The 18,081-nt window shown below is 72.2% G+C and carries 19 protein-coding genes; 11 read left to right on the top strand and 8 right to left on the bottom strand.

What is annotated here, in order from left to right:
* Positions 1-78 precede the first annotated feature (78 nt).
* Both CW362_RS28850 and CW362_RS28845 read right to left on the bottom strand, forming a co-directional pair.
* On the bottom strand, positions 79-609 hold the full coding sequence (locus CW362_RS28850) for a toxin-antitoxin system, toxin component (RefSeq protein WP_103552539.1): 531 nt from the start codon (positions 607-609) through the stop codon (positions 79-81).
* A gap of 32 nt (positions 610-641) precedes the next feature.
* Positions 642-1,298 (bottom strand): helix-turn-helix domain-containing protein, encoded by a 657-nt coding sequence (locus CW362_RS28845; RefSeq protein WP_103552538.1) that lies wholly within the window; start codon positions 1,296-1,298, stop codon positions 642-644.
* Positions 1,299-1,567: 269 nt separating this feature from the next.
* Between CW362_RS28845 and CW362_RS28840 the strand changes: the two genes are divergently transcribed.
* The gene (locus CW362_RS28840; protein ID WP_103552537.1) at positions 1,568-2,227 is read left to right on the top strand and encodes an MmyB family transcriptional regulator; all 660 of its coding nucleotides are present in this window, start codon (positions 1,568-1,570) and stop codon (positions 2,225-2,227) included.
* 90 nt (positions 2,228-2,317) lie between these two features.
* Here the strand turns inward: CW362_RS28840 and CW362_RS28835 are convergent, their stop codons facing one another.
* Together CW362_RS28835 and CW362_RS28830 are read right to left on the bottom strand one after the other, a co-directional pair.
* The gene (locus CW362_RS28835; RefSeq protein WP_103552536.1) at positions 2,318-3,097 is read right to left on the bottom strand and encodes a PDC sensor domain-containing protein; all 780 of its coding nucleotides are present in this window, start codon (positions 3,095-3,097) and stop codon (positions 2,318-2,320) included.
* The gene (locus tag CW362_RS28830; protein WP_103552543.1) at positions 3,054-3,872 is read right to left on the bottom strand and encodes a FadR/GntR family transcriptional regulator; all 819 of its coding nucleotides are present in this window, start codon (positions 3,870-3,872) and stop codon (positions 3,054-3,056) included. Before CW362_RS28830 ends, CW362_RS28835 begins: the two co-directional genes overlap by 44 nt.
* A 122-nt stretch (positions 3,873-3,994) precedes the next feature.
* Between CW362_RS28830 and CW362_RS28825 the strand changes: the two genes are divergently transcribed.
* The 4 genes from CW362_RS28825 to CW362_RS28810 are packed head-to-tail and all read left to right on the top strand — an operon-like array spanning position 3,995 to position 8,033.
* Positions 3,995-5,074, top strand: coding sequence for an ABC transporter ATP-binding protein (locus tag CW362_RS28825; protein ID WP_103552535.1), 1,080 nt, complete (start codon positions 3,995-3,997; stop codon positions 5,072-5,074).
* Positions 5,075-5,100: 26 nt separating this feature from the next.
* A complete protein-coding gene (locus tag CW362_RS28820) occupies positions 5,101-6,309 on the top strand; it encodes an ABC transporter substrate-binding protein (RefSeq protein WP_206301078.1) in 1,209 nt (402 codons plus the stop codon).
* 7 nt (positions 6,310-6,316) lie between these two features.
* Positions 6,317-7,207, top strand: a complete 891-nt coding sequence (locus CW362_RS28815) for an ABC transporter permease (protein ID WP_103552534.1) — start codon at positions 6,317-6,319, stop codon at positions 7,205-7,207.
* 10 nt (positions 7,208-7,217) lie between these two features.
* Positions 7,218-8,033 (top strand): ABC transporter permease, encoded by an 816-nt coding sequence (locus CW362_RS28810; RefSeq protein WP_103552533.1) that lies wholly within the window; start codon positions 7,218-7,220, stop codon positions 8,031-8,033.
* A gap of 64 nt (positions 8,034-8,097) precedes the next feature.
* Here the strand turns inward: CW362_RS28810 and CW362_RS28805 are convergent, their stop codons facing one another.
* The 4 genes from CW362_RS28805 to CW362_RS28790 all read right to left on the bottom strand — a co-directional run bounded on the left by CW362_RS28805 (position 8,098) and on the right by CW362_RS28790 (position 11,643).
* Complete coding sequence (locus CW362_RS28805) at positions 8,098-8,880, bottom strand: ABC transporter permease (protein WP_103552532.1); 783 nt, start codon at positions 8,878-8,880, stop codon at positions 8,098-8,100.
* Positions 8,877-9,881, bottom strand: coding sequence for an ATP-binding cassette domain-containing protein (locus CW362_RS28800; protein ID WP_103552531.1), 1,005 nt, complete (start codon positions 9,879-9,881; stop codon positions 8,877-8,879). Before CW362_RS28800 ends, CW362_RS28805 begins: the two co-directional genes overlap by 4 nt.
* Positions 9,882-10,186: 305 nt before the next feature.
* Complete coding sequence (locus CW362_RS28795) at positions 10,187-11,029, bottom strand: DUF4097 family beta strand repeat-containing protein (RefSeq protein WP_103552530.1); 843 nt, start codon at positions 11,027-11,029, stop codon at positions 10,187-10,189.
* Between the two features lie 95 nt (positions 11,030-11,124).
* Positions 11,125-11,643, bottom strand: coding sequence for a toxin-antitoxin system HicB family antitoxin (locus CW362_RS28790; RefSeq protein WP_103552529.1), 519 nt, complete (start codon positions 11,641-11,643; stop codon positions 11,125-11,127).
* 361 nt (positions 11,644-12,004) lie between these two features.
* Between CW362_RS28790 and CW362_RS28785 the strand changes: the two genes are divergently transcribed.
* The 6 genes from CW362_RS28785 (at position 12,005) to CW362_RS28760 (ending at position 17,971) form a co-directional block, all read left to right on the top strand.
* A complete protein-coding gene (locus CW362_RS28785; protein WP_103552528.1) occupies positions 12,005-13,156 on the top strand; it encodes an NAD(P)/FAD-dependent oxidoreductase in 1,152 nt (383 codons plus the stop codon).
* On the top strand, positions 13,153-13,452 hold the full coding sequence (locus CW362_RS28780; RefSeq protein ID WP_103552527.1) for a (2Fe-2S)-binding protein: 300 nt from the start codon (positions 13,153-13,155) through the stop codon (positions 13,450-13,452). The genes CW362_RS28785 and CW362_RS28780 overlap by 4 nt, the downstream gene beginning before the upstream one ends.
* Positions 13,445-14,989, top strand: coding sequence for an NAD(P)/FAD-dependent oxidoreductase (locus CW362_RS28775; RefSeq protein WP_103552526.1), 1,545 nt, complete (start codon positions 13,445-13,447; stop codon positions 14,987-14,989). Before CW362_RS28780 ends, CW362_RS28775 begins: the two co-directional genes overlap by 8 nt.
* A complete protein-coding gene (locus CW362_RS28770; RefSeq protein ID WP_103552525.1) occupies positions 14,986-15,888 on the top strand; it encodes a dihydrodipicolinate synthase family protein in 903 nt (300 codons plus the stop codon). Before CW362_RS28775 ends, CW362_RS28770 begins: the two co-directional genes overlap by 4 nt.
* A 269-nt stretch (positions 15,889-16,157) precedes the next feature.
* A complete protein-coding gene (locus CW362_RS28765; protein ID WP_103552524.1) occupies positions 16,158-17,159 on the top strand; it encodes a proline racemase family protein in 1,002 nt (333 codons plus the stop codon).
* 122 nt (positions 17,160-17,281) lie between these two features.
* On the top strand, positions 17,282-17,971 hold the full coding sequence (locus CW362_RS28760; RefSeq protein ID WP_103552523.1) for a GntR family transcriptional regulator: 690 nt from the start codon (positions 17,282-17,284) through the stop codon (positions 17,969-17,971).
* Positions 17,972-18,081: the final 110 nt, after the last annotated feature.

Raw genomic sequence — 18,081 nt, 5'->3', positions numbered from 1 at the left:
GGCCCTTTGAACGCGATCGCCGCGCCCATGGCGACGGCCGGGATGTAGTAGCTCGATCCGTCCATGACCCCGGGACCTTCAGCCCCGCGGCCCGCGACAGCCCAGGGAGGCTTCGATGCGGCCGGCCAGACCGTGCCGCTGCACCGGGCCGCGCAGTGAGGAACCGGCCAGCCAGGTGCGGCACTTGCTGGCGAGCAGGAGACCGAAGCTTTCGGCCTCCTGCTCGTCGGCGAGGTCGAAGCGGGTCCGCGCGGCCACTTTCAGGACGGTGGCCTGGAGGTCCGCGCCGTCGCTGAGTAAGCGCGCCGCGACGGCCGCGCCGTCGACGTGATGACTGCAGTGCCCGGCCTTCATGTGCCACAGCTCGTGACCGAGAATGACCAACTGGTGGTCGGGGGCGGTGCGTTCCTCGATGACGACCAGGTCCTGTTCGGCCATGTCGAGCCACAGCCCGCTGGCGGTGCCGGGCGGGAAGGCGGCCGTGCGGAACTGGACGGGACGGCCGCGGCGCCGGCTCATCGCGCCGCACAGCGCGGTGTAGAGGTCGGCGGGTGCCGCCGGCGCCGGGAGCGAGAGCTCCGAGACCAGCTCGCCGCACAGGCGGCGCATTTCCCTTCCGATGCCCACTGGTCTCCCCCGGCTCACGACTCTGGCCGTTTGACGCTCTCCAGGAGCATGTCCAGCCATTCCGCGACCTTGTCCCGGTGCTGGTCGGTGGGCAACTGCGCGGCCCGCCAGGCGATCCCACGGACACCGTGGTCGAGGAGCAGCCGTTCGAGCGGATCGTGGGCGGCCGAGGCCGCGGCGCGTTCGCGGTCGGCGAGCCGTTGCAGGAATTCCTGTTCCGACCGCTGGAGGGCGCCCACGAGCGCTTCGGAGTCCTCGGCCGTGAGGAACCCGGCGTGCACCCGGAAGAAGCGCTGGATGGCGTCGCAGTGCTCCATGGTGGGGCGCCGGTCACCGTTGATGAGGGCGCCCGCCTGCTGACGCGACATGCCGGCGCCGTCCGCTATCTCCTGCTGCGTGTAGCGACGGCCGTTGGGCTTGAGCCGGGTGCGGCGCAGCAGGTCCAGACGTTGCAGGAAGCGTGCCTGCAAGTCGGGTTCTCCGGCGGGGCGGCCGCCCAGCAGGGCCTTCGCCACGGGTTCGGGGACGCCGGACTCGGCCGACAGCCGCCGGACGTCGAAGACCTCGGCGTGCGGCACGCCGAGCCGGTCGGCGAGCGCGGTGACCCTGGCCACGACAGCCTGCAGCAGAACCGTCGCCGTGGCGCACGGAACCTCGAAGCCATCCGTCACCGACAGATCTCCTACGTCTCTCTCAGGTGGCTCTCACGAAGTTCGGGAACCATGTGGACACGAGGGTCAGGAACCATCCCGGCAACAAGACCGGGGACCAACCGGAGCCTAGCCCGTCGCTCGAACTCACATCCAGGTCTCGCCACAACTGTGGCGAGATTCAGCCGTCAACGAGCGCCAAATGCCACGATAGTTGACACGCCTGTCCCCGGGGCAGCAGGATCGGGGCGCCGCGTGAAGGCCGCATAGGCAAGAGGGGTGACCTCCCGATGGCGTACCAGGCAGGAAGGCAGCGGTCCCAGCCGCGACCTGTCCCCGAGAGTCTCGAAGCACAGGCGTACCTCCAGGACTACGCCACGCTGCTCGAGGCCGTCCCCTTCCCCTCCGTCGTCTTCGACCACCGCTGGGACGTCGTGCTGTCCAACGCCGCGTTCGAGACACTTTTCGGCGGTGTCGGCGCGCATCCGACCGCCATGCCGGGCGACAACTTCCTGCGCTTCGTCCTGTTCCATCCGGACGCGGGCTCGGTGCTCGGGGAGCACGAGTCGAGCTGGTGCCTGCCGATGCTCGCGCACTTCGCCGCGGCGGTGGAGCGCAACGGCCAGGACCGCGGACTCCAGTCGATCCGCCGGGACATCGCCCAGGACCCGATCATGGACGCCGCCTACCGGCACGGCCTGCCGCACTGGATCCAGGCGGTCGGACCGCGCGGGGTCGAGCACGACGGCGCCGTGCGCCCGCTGGTCCACCCCGATCCCCGCTGGGGCAGCACGGACTGCCGGATCGTCGACGACACCCCCCGGACCCTGCGGGACATGGGGTATTCGCGGATGACCCTGGTGCTGCGCGAGGCGGTCCGGCCGGTCACTGGCGGTCCGCGCAGGACCCGCAGGACGCGCAACGGCACGGCGGAGCTTCGGGCCGTGTGACGCGCGTCGACCGTGCGCGTCGGCGCGGCGTGGGACCGTGCCCGGCCGCAGGAGGTCCGGAGGGGCGCCGGTTCCCCGGGGCCGGGCCGTTCAGCCGGCCGGCATCACGAGGACGAGGGGCACGCCGTCGCAGGGGACGAGCCGCATGTCCCCGTGGCGCGTGCTCCGGGCCGCCGCCAGCACGGCCGCGAAGTCGGGTCCCTTGGTGAGTGATCCGGCCAGATGGGCGGGGTCGGCGGACGCGGCCACCCGGCCCCGCGCGTTCACCAGGTGGGCGGCCCCGGGCAGCCGCTGGAGGAGCGGGACGACCGCGCCCTCGAAGTGCCGCAGATACACGTCGGCCGCGGCGACCCCCACGAACCGGCCCTCCACGTGGACCGGCGCGGACAGCGTCAGGCTGTACTCGTCGGAGCAGAGGTAGTCGACGTAGGGCCCGGCGACCGCGCGCTGCCCCGTGTCGCGGGGGAGGGCGAACCAGTCCCAGTGCGTGTAGTCCGAGTACGCGGAGTGGGCCGGATCGAGGTCGAGCAGCAGCGGTCGTACGCTCCCGTCGGAGCCCTGCTGCCACCATTCCAGCCACGCCGGTACGTCACCGAGCAGTCCCGGCGCGGCCACGAACCCGGCGCCCGACACCAACTCCTGCCGGGTGAGCCGCAGATGCAGCCCCGGGCGCAGCGCCGCCAGGTCCACCGTCGCGGGCCGACGGCCCCCGGCGACGACGCGGGCGAGCAGCGCGGTCGCGTCGGCCCGGGTCTCGGCGACCGCGTCGAACACGGTCTCCAGCGTCCGGCGGACCTGCGCGGCGACGGCCGCCTCGGCGGAGGCGTCAAGCGTCGCCGTCGCGCCGGCCGGTCCGGGGCTCCTGCGCATGGGTGCCCTCCAGAGGACGCGGACCTGACACGGCGCGCGGCATCGAGAGGCGCAGGGTGATCAGCCGCGCCGTCGAGTCCAGTACGCACCGCTCGGCCAGTGCTCTGGCCGAATCGTGGGCCCCATCTTGCACGGCCGAGATTACGGAGCGGTGACGGTCCGCGACTTCTTCACGATATTCGTCGTCCCCGAGCACCAGGCACATCAGCGCCCCCACCTCGGTCTGGAGCACGACCTGTTCGCGCGTCAGCCGGGCGGACTGCGCCGCAGCGGCGAGTTCGACGTGGAAGCGGCCGTAGACGCGGCTGCGGGCGGGGGCGTCCTCGGCAGCGGACAGGTCGTCCAGGGTGCGCCGCAGCGCCTTGAGGTCGTCCGGTTCGGTCCGCTGCGCCGCGAGCCGGGCCGCCGCTCCGGACAGGGCCGCCCAGTGGTCGCCCAGGTCGCGCAGCTCCTCGGTGCTCCAGCCGGCCAGCCGGGCCAGCAGCCTCTCCTCGCCCGGGACTTCGGGAAGCGAGACGAAGCTGCCGCCGCCACGCCCGCGCCGTGTGGTGACCAGCCCCTGCTGTCTGAGGGCCATGAGGGCCTCGCGCAGGGTGACCGTGGAGACGCCGAGCTGGCCGGCCAGCTCCATCTCGCCCGGCAGTTGCTCGCCGTCGGCGAGGAGGCCCAGCTCGATGGCGTCGCCGATCCGGTGCACGACCGTCTCGACGCGGGCGCGGTTGTCCACGGGTGTGAAGACGGCTCTGCGGACGCCGTCGCCCCTGTGTTGCTTCACGGTCACCACCTTGTGCGTTGACTCAACCTTTACTCTAAAGGGGTCTTGAGGTTTGAACTATGGCTTCATATCTTTCCGGTCAGTGTTGCAACGCACCACCGCACCAGAAAGGTTCCCCGCCCATGGAGGCAAAGGCGATCCGGCTCCAGGGCCTGCGCAAGGCGTTCGGCGATACGACCGCCGTGGCCGGAGTCGATCTGGAGATAGCCGACGGCGAGTTCTTCTCGATGCTCGGCCCGTCCGGCTCGGGCAAGACGACCGTGTTGCGGATGATCGCCGGGTTCGAGAGCCCGACCGAGGGCCGGATCGAACTGGCCGGCCAGGAGGTCACCGGTCTCGCGCCCTTCGAACGCGACGTGCACACGGTCTTCCAGGACTACGCCCTGTTCCCGCACATGACCGTCGAGGAGAACGTCGCCTACGGACTCAAGGTCCGCAAGGTGCCCAAGGCGGAGCGGCTGGTCCGGGCCCGCAAGGCGCTCGCCGACGTACGCCTCGAAGGGTTCGGCCGGCGCCGCCCGGCCCAGCTCTCCGGCGGCCAGCGCCAGCGCGTCGCCCTCGCCCGGGCCCTGGTCGGCCGCCCCGGTGTCCTGCTCCTGGACGAGCCCCTCGGCGCCCTCGACCTCAAGCTGCGCGAGCAGATGCAGGTCGAACTCAAGGCGATCCAGCGCGAGGTCGGCATCACCTTCGTGTTCGTCACCCACGACCAGGAGGAGGCCCTGACGATGAGCGACCGCATCGCCGTCTTCAACCAGGGCCGCATCGAACAGGTCGGCACGCCGGCCGAGATCTACGAACGCCCCGCCACCGCCTTCGTCGCGGGCTTCGTCGGCACGTCCAACCTGCTCGACGGACAGTCGGCGCAGCAGATCGTCGGCGCCCCGGGCACGTACAGCATCCGGCCCGAGAAGATCCGCGTGCTCCAGGAGTCCGCGCGGGCCACCGAGTCCGCCGACGCCGGGGCCGCCGAGGCGACCGACGACGCCGAGCCGGAGTTCTCCACCGCCACCGGCACCGTCGCCGAGGTCGTCTATCTGGGCGACGCCACCCGCTTCCTGGTGGACCTCGACGCCGGCGGCCGCCTCACCGCGCTCCAGCAGAACCTGGAGACCTCCTCCGAGGACGTCGCCGCCCTGCGCGGCACCCGGGTCCGGCTCCGGTGGCACCGCCGCCACGCCGTCCGGGTCCCCGACCCCCGCTGACCTCCCCGCTCAGTCCCCCGTCACGTATGGAGTACGCCGTGCGCCTCACCCCAACCCTCAAGGCCGCCGCCGCCGTCGCGGTGCTCCTCGCGGCCACCGCCTGCGGATCGTCCGACACGGGCTCCTCCGCGTCCACCGGCCTCAACCCGCCCGACCTCAAGGCGCAGTCCAAGCTCGGCAAGACCGAGGGGCAGGTCAACCTGATCGCCTGGGCCGGCTACGTCGAGGACGGCTCCAACGACCCGAAGGTCGACTGGGTCTCCGACTTCGAGAAGCAGACCGGCTGCCAGGTTAACTCCAAGGTCGCCGCCAGCTCGGACGAGATGGTCAAGCTGATGAAGACCGGCCAGTACGACGCGGTCTCGGCCTCCGGGGACGCCTCCCTGCGCCTCATCGCCTCCGGTGACGCGGCCCCGGTCAACACCGCCCTCGTACCCAACTACAAGAACGTCTTCAGCGGTCTGAAGAAGGGCGCCTGGAACTCCGTCGACGGGCAGATGTACGGCATCCCGCACGGCCGGGGCGCCAACCTGCTGATGTACAACACCCAGAAGGTCAGCCCCGCCCCGACGTCCTGGTCCGCGGTCTTCGACGACGCCTCCGCCCACAAGGGCCACGTCACCGCGTACGACTCGCCCATCTACATCGCCGACGCGGCGCTGTACCTGAAGTCCGCCCGGCCCGAGCTGAAGATCAAGGACCCCTACGCCCTCGACCAGAAGCAGTTCGACGCGGCCGTCGCCCTGCTGAAGAAGCAGAGCGCGAACGTGGGGGAGTACTGGAGCGACTACCTCAAGGAGATCTCCGCCTTCAAGAGCGGCGACTCCGTGGTCGGCACCACCTGGCAGGTCATCGCCAACCTCACCGCCGACGAGGGAGCCAAGGTCAAGGCCTTCGTGCCCGAGGAGGGTTCCACCGGCTGGTCCGACACCTGGATGGTCTCCGCCAAGGCCAAGCACCCCAACTGCGCCTACAAGTGGATGGACTGGATCATCTCCCCGAAGGTGAACGCCCAGGTGGCCGAGTACTTCGGCGAGGCGCCCGCCAACTCCGAGGCCTGCGCGTACACGAGCGACAAGTCCTTCTGCGACACCTTCCACGCCACCGACGAGAGCTACTGGAAGAACGTCGCCTTCTGGAACACGCCCATCGAGCAGTGCCTCGACGGCCGCACCGACGTCAAGTGCGTCCCGTACGCCAAGTGGGTCCAGGCCTGGACCGAGATCAAGGGCTGACCGGACGATGACCTCCCTCCCGCAGACCGCCGGACGCTCTCCCGTCCGGCGGCTCGCGGGGACACTGCACCGGCGCCCCCGGCTGCGGCTGTCCCTGCTGCTGACCGCACCCCTGCTCTGGCTGGCGGTCCTCTACCTCGGCTCGCTGGCCGTGCTGTTCGTCTCGGCGTTCTGGACGACGAACTCCTTCACCTCCGAAGTGGTGAAGGTCTGGTCGGCCGACAACTTCCACCAGCTGCTGACCACCCCCGTCTACCGGCAGGTGATCCTGCGCAGCGTCGGCGTCGCCCTCGCGGTCACCCTCCTGTGCGCGGTGATCGCCTTCCCGGTCGCCTTCTACACGGCCCGCATCGCAAAGCCCGAGCGGCGCCCGCTGCTCGTCGTCGCCATCCTCACGCCCCTGTGGGCGAGTTACCTCGTCAAGGTGTACGCGTGGCGGCTGATCCTCTCCCAGGACGGCCTCGCCGACTGGGCGTTGAAGCCCCTCGGACTGAGCGGACCCGGGTACGGACTCACGGCCGCGGTCATCGCGCTGACCTACCTCTGGCTGCCGTACATGATCCTGCCGATCCACACGGCGCTGGAGCAGCTGCCCGCCAACCTGCTGGACGCCTCGGCGGACCTGGGGGCCCGCGCGGGCCGCACCTTCCGCTCGGTCGTGCTGCCCATGGTGCTGCCGTCCGTGGCCGCCGGCTCGGTGTTCACCTTCTCGCTCAGTCTCGGCGACTACATCACCGTGCAGATCGTCGGCGGCAAGACCCAGCTCATCGGCAACGTCGTCTACTCCAACATCGAACTGAACCTGCCCATGGCCGCCGCGCTCGGCACGGTCCCCGTCGTGGTCATCGTGGTCTACCTCCTCGCGATGCGCCGCACGGGCGCCCTGAGCAGTCTCTGAGGAGCCCGCTGTGCAACTCTCCCGTCCCGCGCGCATCGCGCTGCGCGCCGCCGCCGGGCTCGGCTTCGCGTTCATCTACGTGCCGCTGGCGCTCGTCCTGGTCAACTCCTTCAACCGGGACCGCAGCGCGAGCTGGCCGCCGTCCGGGCTCACCCTCCACTGGTGGTCGGTCGCCCGGGAGAACGAGGGGGCCCGCGCGGCGCTGTGGGTGTCGGTCAAGGCCGGACTCGGCGCCACGGCGATCGCCCTGGTGCTCGGCACGCTGATCGCGTTCGCGGTCGCCCGCCACCGGTTCTTCGGCCGGGACACCGTCTCCTTCGTGGTCGTCCTGCCGATCGCGCTGCCCGGCATCGTCACGGGCATCGCGCTCAACTCGGCGTTCAGCACGGTGCTCGAACCGCTCGGCGTCGGACTCGGCATGTTCACCGTGATCGTCGGCCACGCGACCTTCTGCATCGTCGTCGTCTTCAACAACGTGGTCGCGCGACTGCGCCGGACGTCCGGAACGTACGAGGAAGCGGCGATGGACCTGGGCGCGGACACCTTCCGGGTCTTCGTCGACGTCACCTTCCCGCTGGTGCGCTCGGCACTGCTGGCCGGCGGACTGCTCGCCTTCGCGCTGTCCTTCGACGAGATCGTCGTGACGACGTTCACGGCCGGGCCCGGCATCCAGACCCTGCCGATCTGGATCTTCGACAACATGACCCGGCCCCGGCAGGCACCGGTCGTGAACGTCGTGGCCGCCGTGCTCGTGCTGCTCTCGGTGATCCCGATCTACGCGGCGCAGCGGCTGTCCGCGGACACGGCCACGTCGAGCCGGATCTGACGTCCCCGAACCGCCCCTAGGGCAGTTGACCGAAGCGAACCGAACCGAACCGGGACGGGCCCGGTCAGCGCTTCGTCGTGCTGTTGAACAGCGACCGTGACCACAGGTAGCCGCCCAGGCTGATGCCGGCGCACCAGGCGAGCGAGATCCAGCCGTTGTCGCCGATCGCCGAGCCGGAGAGCAGGCCGCGCAGCGTCTCGGTCATCGGGGTGAACGGCTGGTTCTCGGCGAACCAGCGAAGCCCCGGGGACATCGAGCCGGCCGGTACGAACGCGGAGCCGAGGAACGGCAGGAACTGCACCAGCAGCGGCTTGTTGCTCGCGGACTCGACGGTCTTGGAGATCAGGCCCAGTGCCGCCGAGAGCCAGGTGACCGCGAACGCGATGGCCGTGAGGAGCCCGGCGGCGGCGAGCCATTCGAGTGGCGTCGCGTCCGACCGGAAGCCGATGGCGAGCGCGAAGGCGACGACCAGGACCATGCTCACCATCGTCTGGACGACGCTGCCGACGACATGGCCCGTCATGAACGAGGAGCGGGTGATGTTCATCGTGCGGAAGCGGTTGACGATGCCCTGCGTCATGTCGGAGCAGACCGCGATCGAGGTGGACATCGCCCCGGCCGCCACCCCCATGACGATGACGCCGGGGGTCAGGTACTCCAGGTAGGCGTCCCGGCCGCCGCCCATCCCGGCGCCGATCGAGTCCCCGAAGGCGTACACGAACAGCAGCAGCATCAGGATCGGCATCATCGCGGCGCCCAGCGACACGCTCGGATAGCGCATCGCGTGCCGGAGGTTGCGCCGCAGCATCGTCATCGAGTCGTGCACGGCGTACGTGAGGGTGCTCATCGCTGGTTCTCCTTGGTCCGGGGCGTGTCGTGGGCGCCGGTCCCGGTGGCGCCGTCGCCGGTCAGGGTGAGGAAGACGTCGTCGAGGTCGGGGGTGTGCACGGAGAGGTCGGCGGCGCTGATGCCGGCGGTGTCGAGCCGGTCCAGCAGGGCGCGCAGCGCGTCGAGGCCGGCGTCGCCCGCCACCCGCAGGGTCAGGTCCTCCTCGTCGGTGGCCGCGCCGGGGAAGACGGCGACCGCTCGCTCGTAGTCGGCGGTCTCGGTGAACCGGAGGCGGACGTGACCGCCGGGGATCTGCGCCTTGAGCTGCTCCGCCGTTCCCTCGGCCACGATCCGGCCCTTGTCGAGCACGGCGATGCGGTCGGCCAACTGGTCGGCCTCTTCGAGGTACTGGGTGGTGAGGAACACGGTGGTGCCGCCCGCGACCAGGGAACGCACCGTGTCCCACATGGTGCGGCGGCTGCGGGGGTCGAGCCCGGTCGTCGGCTCGTCCAGGAAGATCACCTGGGGGTCGCCGACGAGCATCATGGCGAGGTCCAGCCGGCGCCGCATCCCGCCGGAGAAGGTCGCGGCCCGCTTGCCGGCGACGTCCGCGATGTCGAACCGCTGGAGCAACTCCTGGGCGCGGAAGCGCCCTTCGCGCTTGCCGAGGCGCAGCAGGTCGGCCATGAGGATCAGGTTCTCCTCGGCCGTGAGCAGGTCGTCGAGGGCGGAGAACTGCCCGGTGACGCCGATCGCGGCGCGCACCCCGTCGGGCGAGGCGGCGATGTCGTGGCCCGCGACCTGGGCGTGCCCGCCGTCGGCGGCGACGAGCGTGGACAGGATCTGCACGGTGGTGGTCTTTCCGGCGCCGTTCGGCCCGAGCAGCGCGAAGACGGAGCCGGCCGGGATGCGCAGATCGATGCCGTCGAGCACGGTCTTGTCGCCGTACGACTTGCGCAGACCGACGGCGGAGACGGCGGCGGGAGGTCGGGGACCGTCGCCCCTTCTGGGCGTGGGCATGACAGATGAAGGCATGGGGCTCTCCCGTTCGGAGGCTGGGTGATGGAGGTGCTGGAAGAAGAAGGGGGAGGGGAAGGAGGTGCGGGGAGCCGGGGGCGGGGCGGAGGCCGCGACGGGCGCCGCGAGGGGGAGCGGCGGGCAGGCAGGACAGTGAGGGGAGCTGCCTGGGGGAGCCGTGACAGGGGGAGCCCGGGAGGCGGGGCCGCGGGGGAGCGGCCCCGAGGAGAGGGGGCGGCGGCTCGTGGAGGGAGGGGACGGCGGTGCGGAGGCCGTGCCGGTGGCGGAGGTGTCGGCGGTGGGGAGGGTCAGGACTTGGCGCGGACGATGTCGATGTTGCCCCAGTTGCTCCGTGCGCGGACCGCGACGGTTCCCTCGGTCTGCTCGGGGGCCTCGGACGCGGTGAGCCGGTTGCGCACCTGGCCGCGGTTGGAGCTGACGTCGAGCCAGGCGGCGACGCCCTCGCGGATGCCGACCTCGATGGAGCCGTTGGACGTCTCCAGCTGGATCTCGCCGCCGGCGACCTCGGTGAGGCGGATGTGCCCGTTGGTCGTGGTGCCGGTGACCGACGCCCCGGCGTACGTGATGTCGATGCCGCCGTTCGTGCTGCTCATCCGCGTCTCGCCGGTGACCGTGCCGACGGTCGTGGTGCCGTGCGCGTTCTTCAGGACGGCGGGACCCTCGACCGTGCCGACGCGCACGTTGCCGGTGCTGCTGGTGATCTCGGCCGTGCCCTCGACCCGGTCCACGGTGACCAGGCCGTGCGACACGGTCAGCGTCAGCGGGCCGGTGGTGTCGAGGCGGACGTCGCCGGCCGAGGTCTTCACCCGGACCTCGCCGAGCCGGCCCTCGCCGAGCATCTGGGCCCAGGAGCCGGACATGTCGACCCGGGAGCCCGCGGGCAGGTCGACCGTCACGTCGACGAGGCCGCTGGGGCCGACCAGGGGCCGGTGCTTGGTCCTGACCGTCAGGACGCCGCTCGCGTACACGACCTCGGTCTGCTCGGCGGCCCGCACGTCCTTGTCCCGCTTCGGGTCGCGCGGCAGCACCTCGACGACCGTGTCGGCGCGGTCGCCCGCGGTGAGACGGATGGAACCGGCGGCCACCTCGGCGGTGACCGAGATCGGCTGGGGAGTGTCGAAAGAAGGCATGGCTGTCCCGTCCTCTTGAGTCTTCGAGCCGTCCCCGCAGGTGGGGACGGTGTGGGTGCAGTGGTGCGGGTGCAGTGGTGCGGACGTGGGCGCGGCTAGCGCACCCAGCCCGTGAAGCTCTGTCCGACCGTGCGGGTCCTGCCCGCCGTCCTGGGCCGGGTTCCGCCGTCGACCGCCGCCGACACGGCCCGTACCAGCCACGCGTTGACCGACAGGCCCTCGTGGTTCGCGGCCTCCTCGGCACGCGCCTTGAGATGGGCCGGCAGACGCAGGTTGACGCGCGCGGTGCCACCCTCGTCGCCCTCGGCGGGCGGCTGCGCCCTGACCGGTTCGGCAGGTGCCTCCGCCACGTCCGTGGTGCCGGCGTAGGAGGGAGGCGGTGTCACGACGAAATCGGGGTCCAGTCCCCGCAGCCGTACGTCGACCGAGCCGGGGGCGAGCTCGCGGGTGATCTCGTCCATCGCGGCGGAGAGCACGTTGAGCATGGTCAGGCGCGCCGCCGACTCCAGCGGAGCGGTGAGCCGCTCGGCCAGCTGCCGGGCTTCGTCCCCGCCGGCTTCGGCGGCCACCGCGAGTTCGTGGCGCAGGCTGTCGACATACGGAGTGAGGTCCATGGCGACATCGTGGCACCACTGTGGTGCCACATGCAAGCCCGAATGGTGCCTCCTGGCGGCAGGCGCATGCCCGAACGGCCCTGACCTGCGGAAATGAGGTGCGCGATTTCTGGGTCGGGATGGTGCCACGTATGCCTGTGTGCCATGAATGCATGGCTGGTGGCACCGGATGGTGTCGAGTGATGCCACATGGCGCCATGTGATGCCACGAGGTGGCGCCGGAGGGTGCGCGCGTCGAGGCGAAGGGCCGCCGCCTGCTTGGGATGCGGAGGGCCCGCCGCCGATGGCCGACTCCCGGCCGACTCTGGGGATTCCTGTCCGGCGCGGGGACGAGAACTGCGATATGTGACATAGTACTGATGTGAGTCAGCCTGTTACCTGCGATGTCGTGGTCGTCGGAGCCGGAATGGTGGGTGCGGCCTGTGCCCTGTACGCGGCTCGCGAGGGGCTCGACGTCGCCGTGGTGGACCGGGGCCCGGTGGCCGGCGGCACGACCGGCGCGGGCGAGGGGAACCTGCTCGTCTCCGACAAGGAGCCCGGACCCGAACTCGACCTCGCCCTGCTCTCCGGGCGCCTGTGGGCGGACCTCGCCGAGGAACACGCGAAGGCGTTCGAGTACGAGGCCAAGGGCGGCGTCGTCGTGGCGTCCACCCCCGAGGGCCTGACCGCGCTGGAGACGTTCGCGGCGGGCCAGCGGGCGGCCGGCGTGCTGGCCGAACCGGTCGCCGCCGATCGACTGCACGATCTGGAGCCGTACCTGGCGCCGGGGCTCGCGGGCGCCGTCCGCTACCCGCAGGACACCCAGGTGATGCCCGCCCTCGCCGCCGCGCACCTCCTGCGGGCGTCGGGCGCGCGGCTGCTGACCGGGCACACCGTGACCGAGGTGCTGCGCGGGAAGGACGGCTCGGTCCGCGGGGTGCGCACCGACCGGGGCGAGCTGCACGCTCCCGCCGTCGTCAACGCGGCCGGAACCTGGGGCGGCGCCGTGGCCTCGCTCGCGGGCGTCACGCTTCCCGTGCTGCCTCGCCGGGGATTCGTCCTGGTCACCGAGCCCCTGCCGCGCCGGGTGCGGCACAAGGTGTACGCGGCGGACTACGTGGCCGACGTCGCCAGCGACTCGGCCGCCCTCCAGACGTCGCCGGTGGTGGAGGGGACCGCGGCCGGCCCGGTCCTGATCGGCGCGAGCCGGGAACGGGTCGGCTTCGACCGGTCCTTCTCGCTGCCGGTCGTCCGGGAGCTGGCCGCCGGAGCCACCCGGCTCTTCCCGTTCCTCGCGCGGGTGCGCGCCCTGCGGACCTACCTCGGCTTCCGCCCCTATCTTCCCGACCACCTGCCCGCCATCGGCCCCGACCCCCGGGCGCCCGGTCTCCTCCACGCCTGCGGGCACGAGGGGGCCGGGATCGGACTGTCCACCGGGACCGGGCAGTTGATCGCGCAGGTCCTGGCGGGCAGGGCGCCCGGCCTCGACCTCACGCCGTTCCGGCCCGACCGCTTCCCCGAGGAGACCGCGTGAACCCCCTGGACCTCGTACGGGCCGAGCCCGGCCGGCCCTTCACCGTCACCCTCGACGGCCGGGCGATCGACGTGCTGCCCGGCCGGACCGTCGCCGCGGCCCTGTGGGCCGAGGGCGTGACCTCGTGGCGCAGCACCCGCGGCACCGGCCGCCCCCGCGGGGTCTTCTGCGGCATCGGCGTCTGCTTCGACTGTCTCGTCACCGTCAACGACCGCCCCAACCAACGGGCCTGTCTGGTCCCGCTGGCACCCGGCGACGCGATCCGCACGCAGGAGGGCACCGGCCACGATGACTGACGGATCCCCCCGCCTCGCGGTGATCGGCGCGGGTCCGGCCGGCCTCGCCGCCTCCCTGGCCGCGGCGGCACGCGGCATCCACGTGACGCTGATCGACGCGGCCGCGGCGGCGGGCGGCCAGTTCCACCGCCGCCCCGCGAGCGGCCTCGGCGCCCGGCGGCCCTCGGCCCTGCACCATCGGTGGAGCACTTGGGAGCGCCTGGAACAGGGGCTCGCGGCACACCTGGAGGCGGGCACGGTCGAGCACCTGCCGGACCACCATGTCTGGACGGTCGAGCGGACCGGGCCGGCACCCGGCGCCCGGCCGGGATTCACCGTCCACGCCCTCCTCGGGCCGCTCCAGGAGCGCTCCGTCGCCGTGCGCGCCGACGCCGTCCTCCTGGCCACCGGGGGATACGAGAAGGTGCTGCCCTTCCCCGGCTGGACCCTGCCCGGGGTCGTGACCGCCGGCGGGGCCCAGGCGATGCTCAAGGGCGGTCTCGTCGTGCCCGGCCGCAGAGCCGTCGTCGCGGGGAGCGGGCCGCTGCTGCTGCCCGTCGCGACCGCACTGGCGGCCGCCGGGGTCGAGGTCGCGGCGCTCGTGGAGTCCCTCGACCCCCGAAGGCTGCCGCGCGCGGCCGGGGCGCTGGCGTCCGCCCCCGGCAAGGCCGCCGAGGGAGCCCGGTACGCGGCCCGGCTGCTCCGCCACCGCGTCCCCTTCCTTCCGCGGCACACCGTCATCGAGGCCCGGGGCGAGGGGCGCCTCGAAGCCGTCACCGTCGCCGCGCTCGGCCCCGACGGGCGGGTGCGGCCCGGGACGGAGCGGCGGATCCCGTGCGAGGCGCTCGCCGTCGGGCACGGGATGATCCCGCACACCGACCTCGCCGAGGCGCTCGGCTGCCGCGTGGACGGGGTGAACGTCTCCGTGGACGACGAACAGCGCACCGACGTACCCGGCGTCTGGGCCGCGGGCGAGACCACGGGCATCGGCGGGGCCGAACTGGCCCTGGCCGAGGGGCACATCGCGGGCCGGTCGGCGGCCGCCCGGCTGCACGGCACCGCACCCGACCCGGCCGCCGGGGCCGCACGGGTCCGGACGCGAGCGCGCCGGTTCGCGGCAGCGCTCGACACGGTGTACCGACCGCCCCTTCACTGGGCCGACCAGGTCACCGACGACACCGTCGTGTGCCGCTGCGAGGAGGTCACGGCCGGCCGCGTCCGCGAGGCCGTCACCGACCTCGGCGCGGGCGACCTGCGGACGGTCAAGCTGCTCACCCGAGCCGGAATGGGATGGTGCCAGGGCCGGATCTGCGAACCCGCCGTCGCCGGCCTCACCGGCTGCGAACAGACTCCCGTGCAACGCATGTTGGCCCGCCCGGTACCACTCGGCGAACTCGCCCGCGCGGGTGCGGACGACGAGGGTCATGACGGCGGCAACGACCACGCCCCCGGCCGCCCGGCGGGAGCCCCACACCGACGCACCCATGACCCGGATCGCCAGCCCACACAGTCACACAGTGCAATGTCACACCCCACTGAAAGGGAGGAACCCTCATGACGGTCACCCCCGACAGCCACCGTCCCTGGCACGGAGTTCTCGTGGCCACCGCGCTCCCGCTGAACGACGACCTCTCGATCGACCTCGGCCGCTACGCCGAGCACTGCTCCTGGCTCGTCGAGAACGGCTGCGACGGCGTCGTGCCCAACGGGTCCCTCGGTGAGTACCAGGTGCTCACCCCCGAGGAGCGGGCCTCGGTCGTCGAGACCGCCGTCGCCGCGGTCGGCGGGTCCCGGGTGATGCCGGGCGTCGCCGCGTACGGCTCGGCCGAGGCCCGTCGCTGGGCCGAGCAGGCCAGGGACGCGGGCTGCGGCGCCGTGATGCTGCTGCCGCCCAACGCCTACCGCGCCGACGAGCGTTCCGTCCTCGCACACTACGAGGAGGTCTCCCGGGCGGGCGTTCCGGTCGTCGCGTACAACAACCCCGTCGACACCAAGGTCGACCTGGTGCCCGAACTCCTCGCGAAGCTGCACGCCGCCGGCTACGTCCAGGGCGTCAAGGAGTTCTCCGGCGACGTACGCCGGGCCTACCGCATCGCCGAACTCGCGCCGGAACTCGACCTGCTGATCGGCGCCGACGACGTCCTGCTCGAACTCGCCGTCGCGGGCGCCAAGGGCTGGGTGGCCGGCTACCCGAACGCGCTGCCCAGGGCGAGCGTCGAGCTGTACCGCGCCGCCGTCGCGGGCGACCTCGACACGGCGGGCAAGCTCTACCGACAGCTGCACCCGCTGCTGCGCTGGGACTCCCGGGTCGAGTTCGTCCAGGCCATCAAGCTCTCCATGGACCTCGTCGGCCGCCACGGCGGTCCGGTCCGCCCGCCGCGCGTCCCGCTGCTGCCCGAGCAGGAGGCCGCCGTGCGCCTGGCCACGGAACGTGCCGTCGCCGCAGGACTCGCCTGAGCCGCCCCCTCAGCCCACAACCTTCCTCCGCCCCTGCCCTTCCCACCCCCGGGGCTCCGCCCCCGGACCCCTGCTCCCCAAACGCCGGAGGGGCTGAAACCCACGCCGATGAGGGACTGCACCCGAGCCACCGCTCACCCGCAGTCGGGATCCGGCGTGAGGGGCCGTGCCGGTACATCGATGCCCGTCGCCACCGACGCCCACATCCCTGTCCGACGGCGACGGGCTGATGCACCGGCACGGCCCCGACCCACCCACCGAGGAGCCCCATGCGCAGCAAACTCGTCCTGCACGCCGTCGACTCGCACACCGAGGGCATGCCCACCCGGGTGGTCACCGGCGGGATCGGCACGGTCCCGGGCGCGACCATGAACGAGCGGCGGCTGTACTTCCGCGAGCACCGCGACGACATCAAGCGGCTCCTGATGAACGAGCCGCGCGGCCACGCGGCGATGAGCGGAGCGATCCTCCAGCCGCCCACCCGGCCCGACTGCGACTACGGCGTGATCTACATCGAGGTGTCGGGCTACCTGCCGATGTGCGGACACGGCACGATCGGGGTGGCGACCGTGCTGGTGGAGACCGGCATGGTCGAGGTCGTCGAGCCCGTCACCACGATCCGGCTCGACACCCCGGCGGGCCTCGTCGTCGCCGAGGTCGCCGTGGAGGACGGCGCGGCCAGGGAGGTCACGCTCAGGAACGTGCCCTCGTTCGCCGCCGGCCTCGACCGCAGGGCGACACTCGCCGACGGCCGTACGGTGACGTACGACCTGGCCTACGGCGGGAACTTCTACGCGATCCTGCCGCTGGAGCAGTTCGGCCTGCCCTTCGACCGCTCCCGCAAGGACGAGATCCTCGCCGCCGGGCTCGCGCTCATGGACGCGGTCAACGCCGAGGGAGGGCCCGTGCACCCCGAGGACCCGTCCATCCGCGGCTGCCACCACGTCCACCTGTACGCGCCGGGGGCGACGGCCCGTTACTCACGGCACGCGATGGCGATCCACCCCGGCTGGTTCGACCGCTCGCCCTGCGGCACGGGCACCAGCGCGCGCATGGCCCAACTGCACGCCCGTGGTGAACTCCCGCTGGACACCGAGTTCGTGAACGAGTCGTTCATCGGCACGCGGTTCACCGGACGGCTGCTGGGCACCACCGAGGTCGCCGGGCTCCCCGCCGTGCTGCCCAGCTTCACGGGACGCGCGTGGATCACGGGAACCGCCCAGTACCTGCTCGACCCGACGGACCCGTTCCCGGCCGGGTTCGTCCTGTGAGCGGCCACGCGCCGGGCCGTGGATACTGGAGCCCCCGATAACACGTGACATGGCACAGTGCCCAAAGGGTGCGACAGGACAAGGCCGCACCGAGGCGCCGAGGCCCGTACGAGGAGACCCCGATGGCCGCCGAGCGCAGCAGCGCACCCTCAGCCGCTCCCGACCTGCCCGCGCTGGGCGGCAGGAGGAGCAGCTACCGCGAGCGCGTGGCCGACGCGCTGCGCGCCGCGCTGATCGCGGGTGAGCTGCGGCCGGGCGAGGTCTACTCGGCGCCGACGCTCGCGGCCCGCTTCGGCGTCTCGGCGACGCCGGTCCGGGAGGCCATGCTGGACCTGGCCAAGGAGGGACTGGTCGACACGGTCCCCAACAAGGGTTTCCGGGTCACGGAGGTGTCCGAGAAGCAGCTCGACGAGTACACCCACATCCGCTCGCTCATCGAGATCCCCACCGTCGTGGGGCTGGCCGGCACGGCGGATCCCGCCTCGCTGGAGGCGCTGCGCCCGGCCGCCCGGGAGATCGTGACGGCGGCGGCGGCCGGTGACCTCATCGCCTACGTGGAGGCGGACATCCGCTTCCACCTCGGTCTGCTGGCCCTCGCGGGCAACTCCCACCTGGTGGAGGTCGTCGGCGACCTGCGCAAGCGCTCGCGCCTGTACGGGCTCGACGCGCTGGTCCGGGCGGGCCGTCTGGAGGAATCGGCGAGGGAGCACCTGGAACTGCTCGACGCGCTCCTGGAGCGCGACGAACGCGCCGTCCGCGCGGTGATGACCCGCCACCTCGGCCATGTCCGCGGACTGTGGGCCGCGCCCTGAGGGGCCGCCGCGGCGGCGAGGGCGGTGGCCGGAAGCAGCCGCCGCCGTCGGCGGGCACCCGGACTCCGGTCCCGTTCCTGTGAAGAGGAATCGGACGACGCGTTACGCAA

The organism is Streptomyces populi, assembly GCF_002911015.1.
Lineage (GTDB): Bacteria > Actinomycetota > Actinomycetes > Streptomycetales > Streptomycetaceae > Streptomyces > Streptomyces populi.
This window is presented reverse-complemented; position numbering and strand designations above follow the sequence as displayed.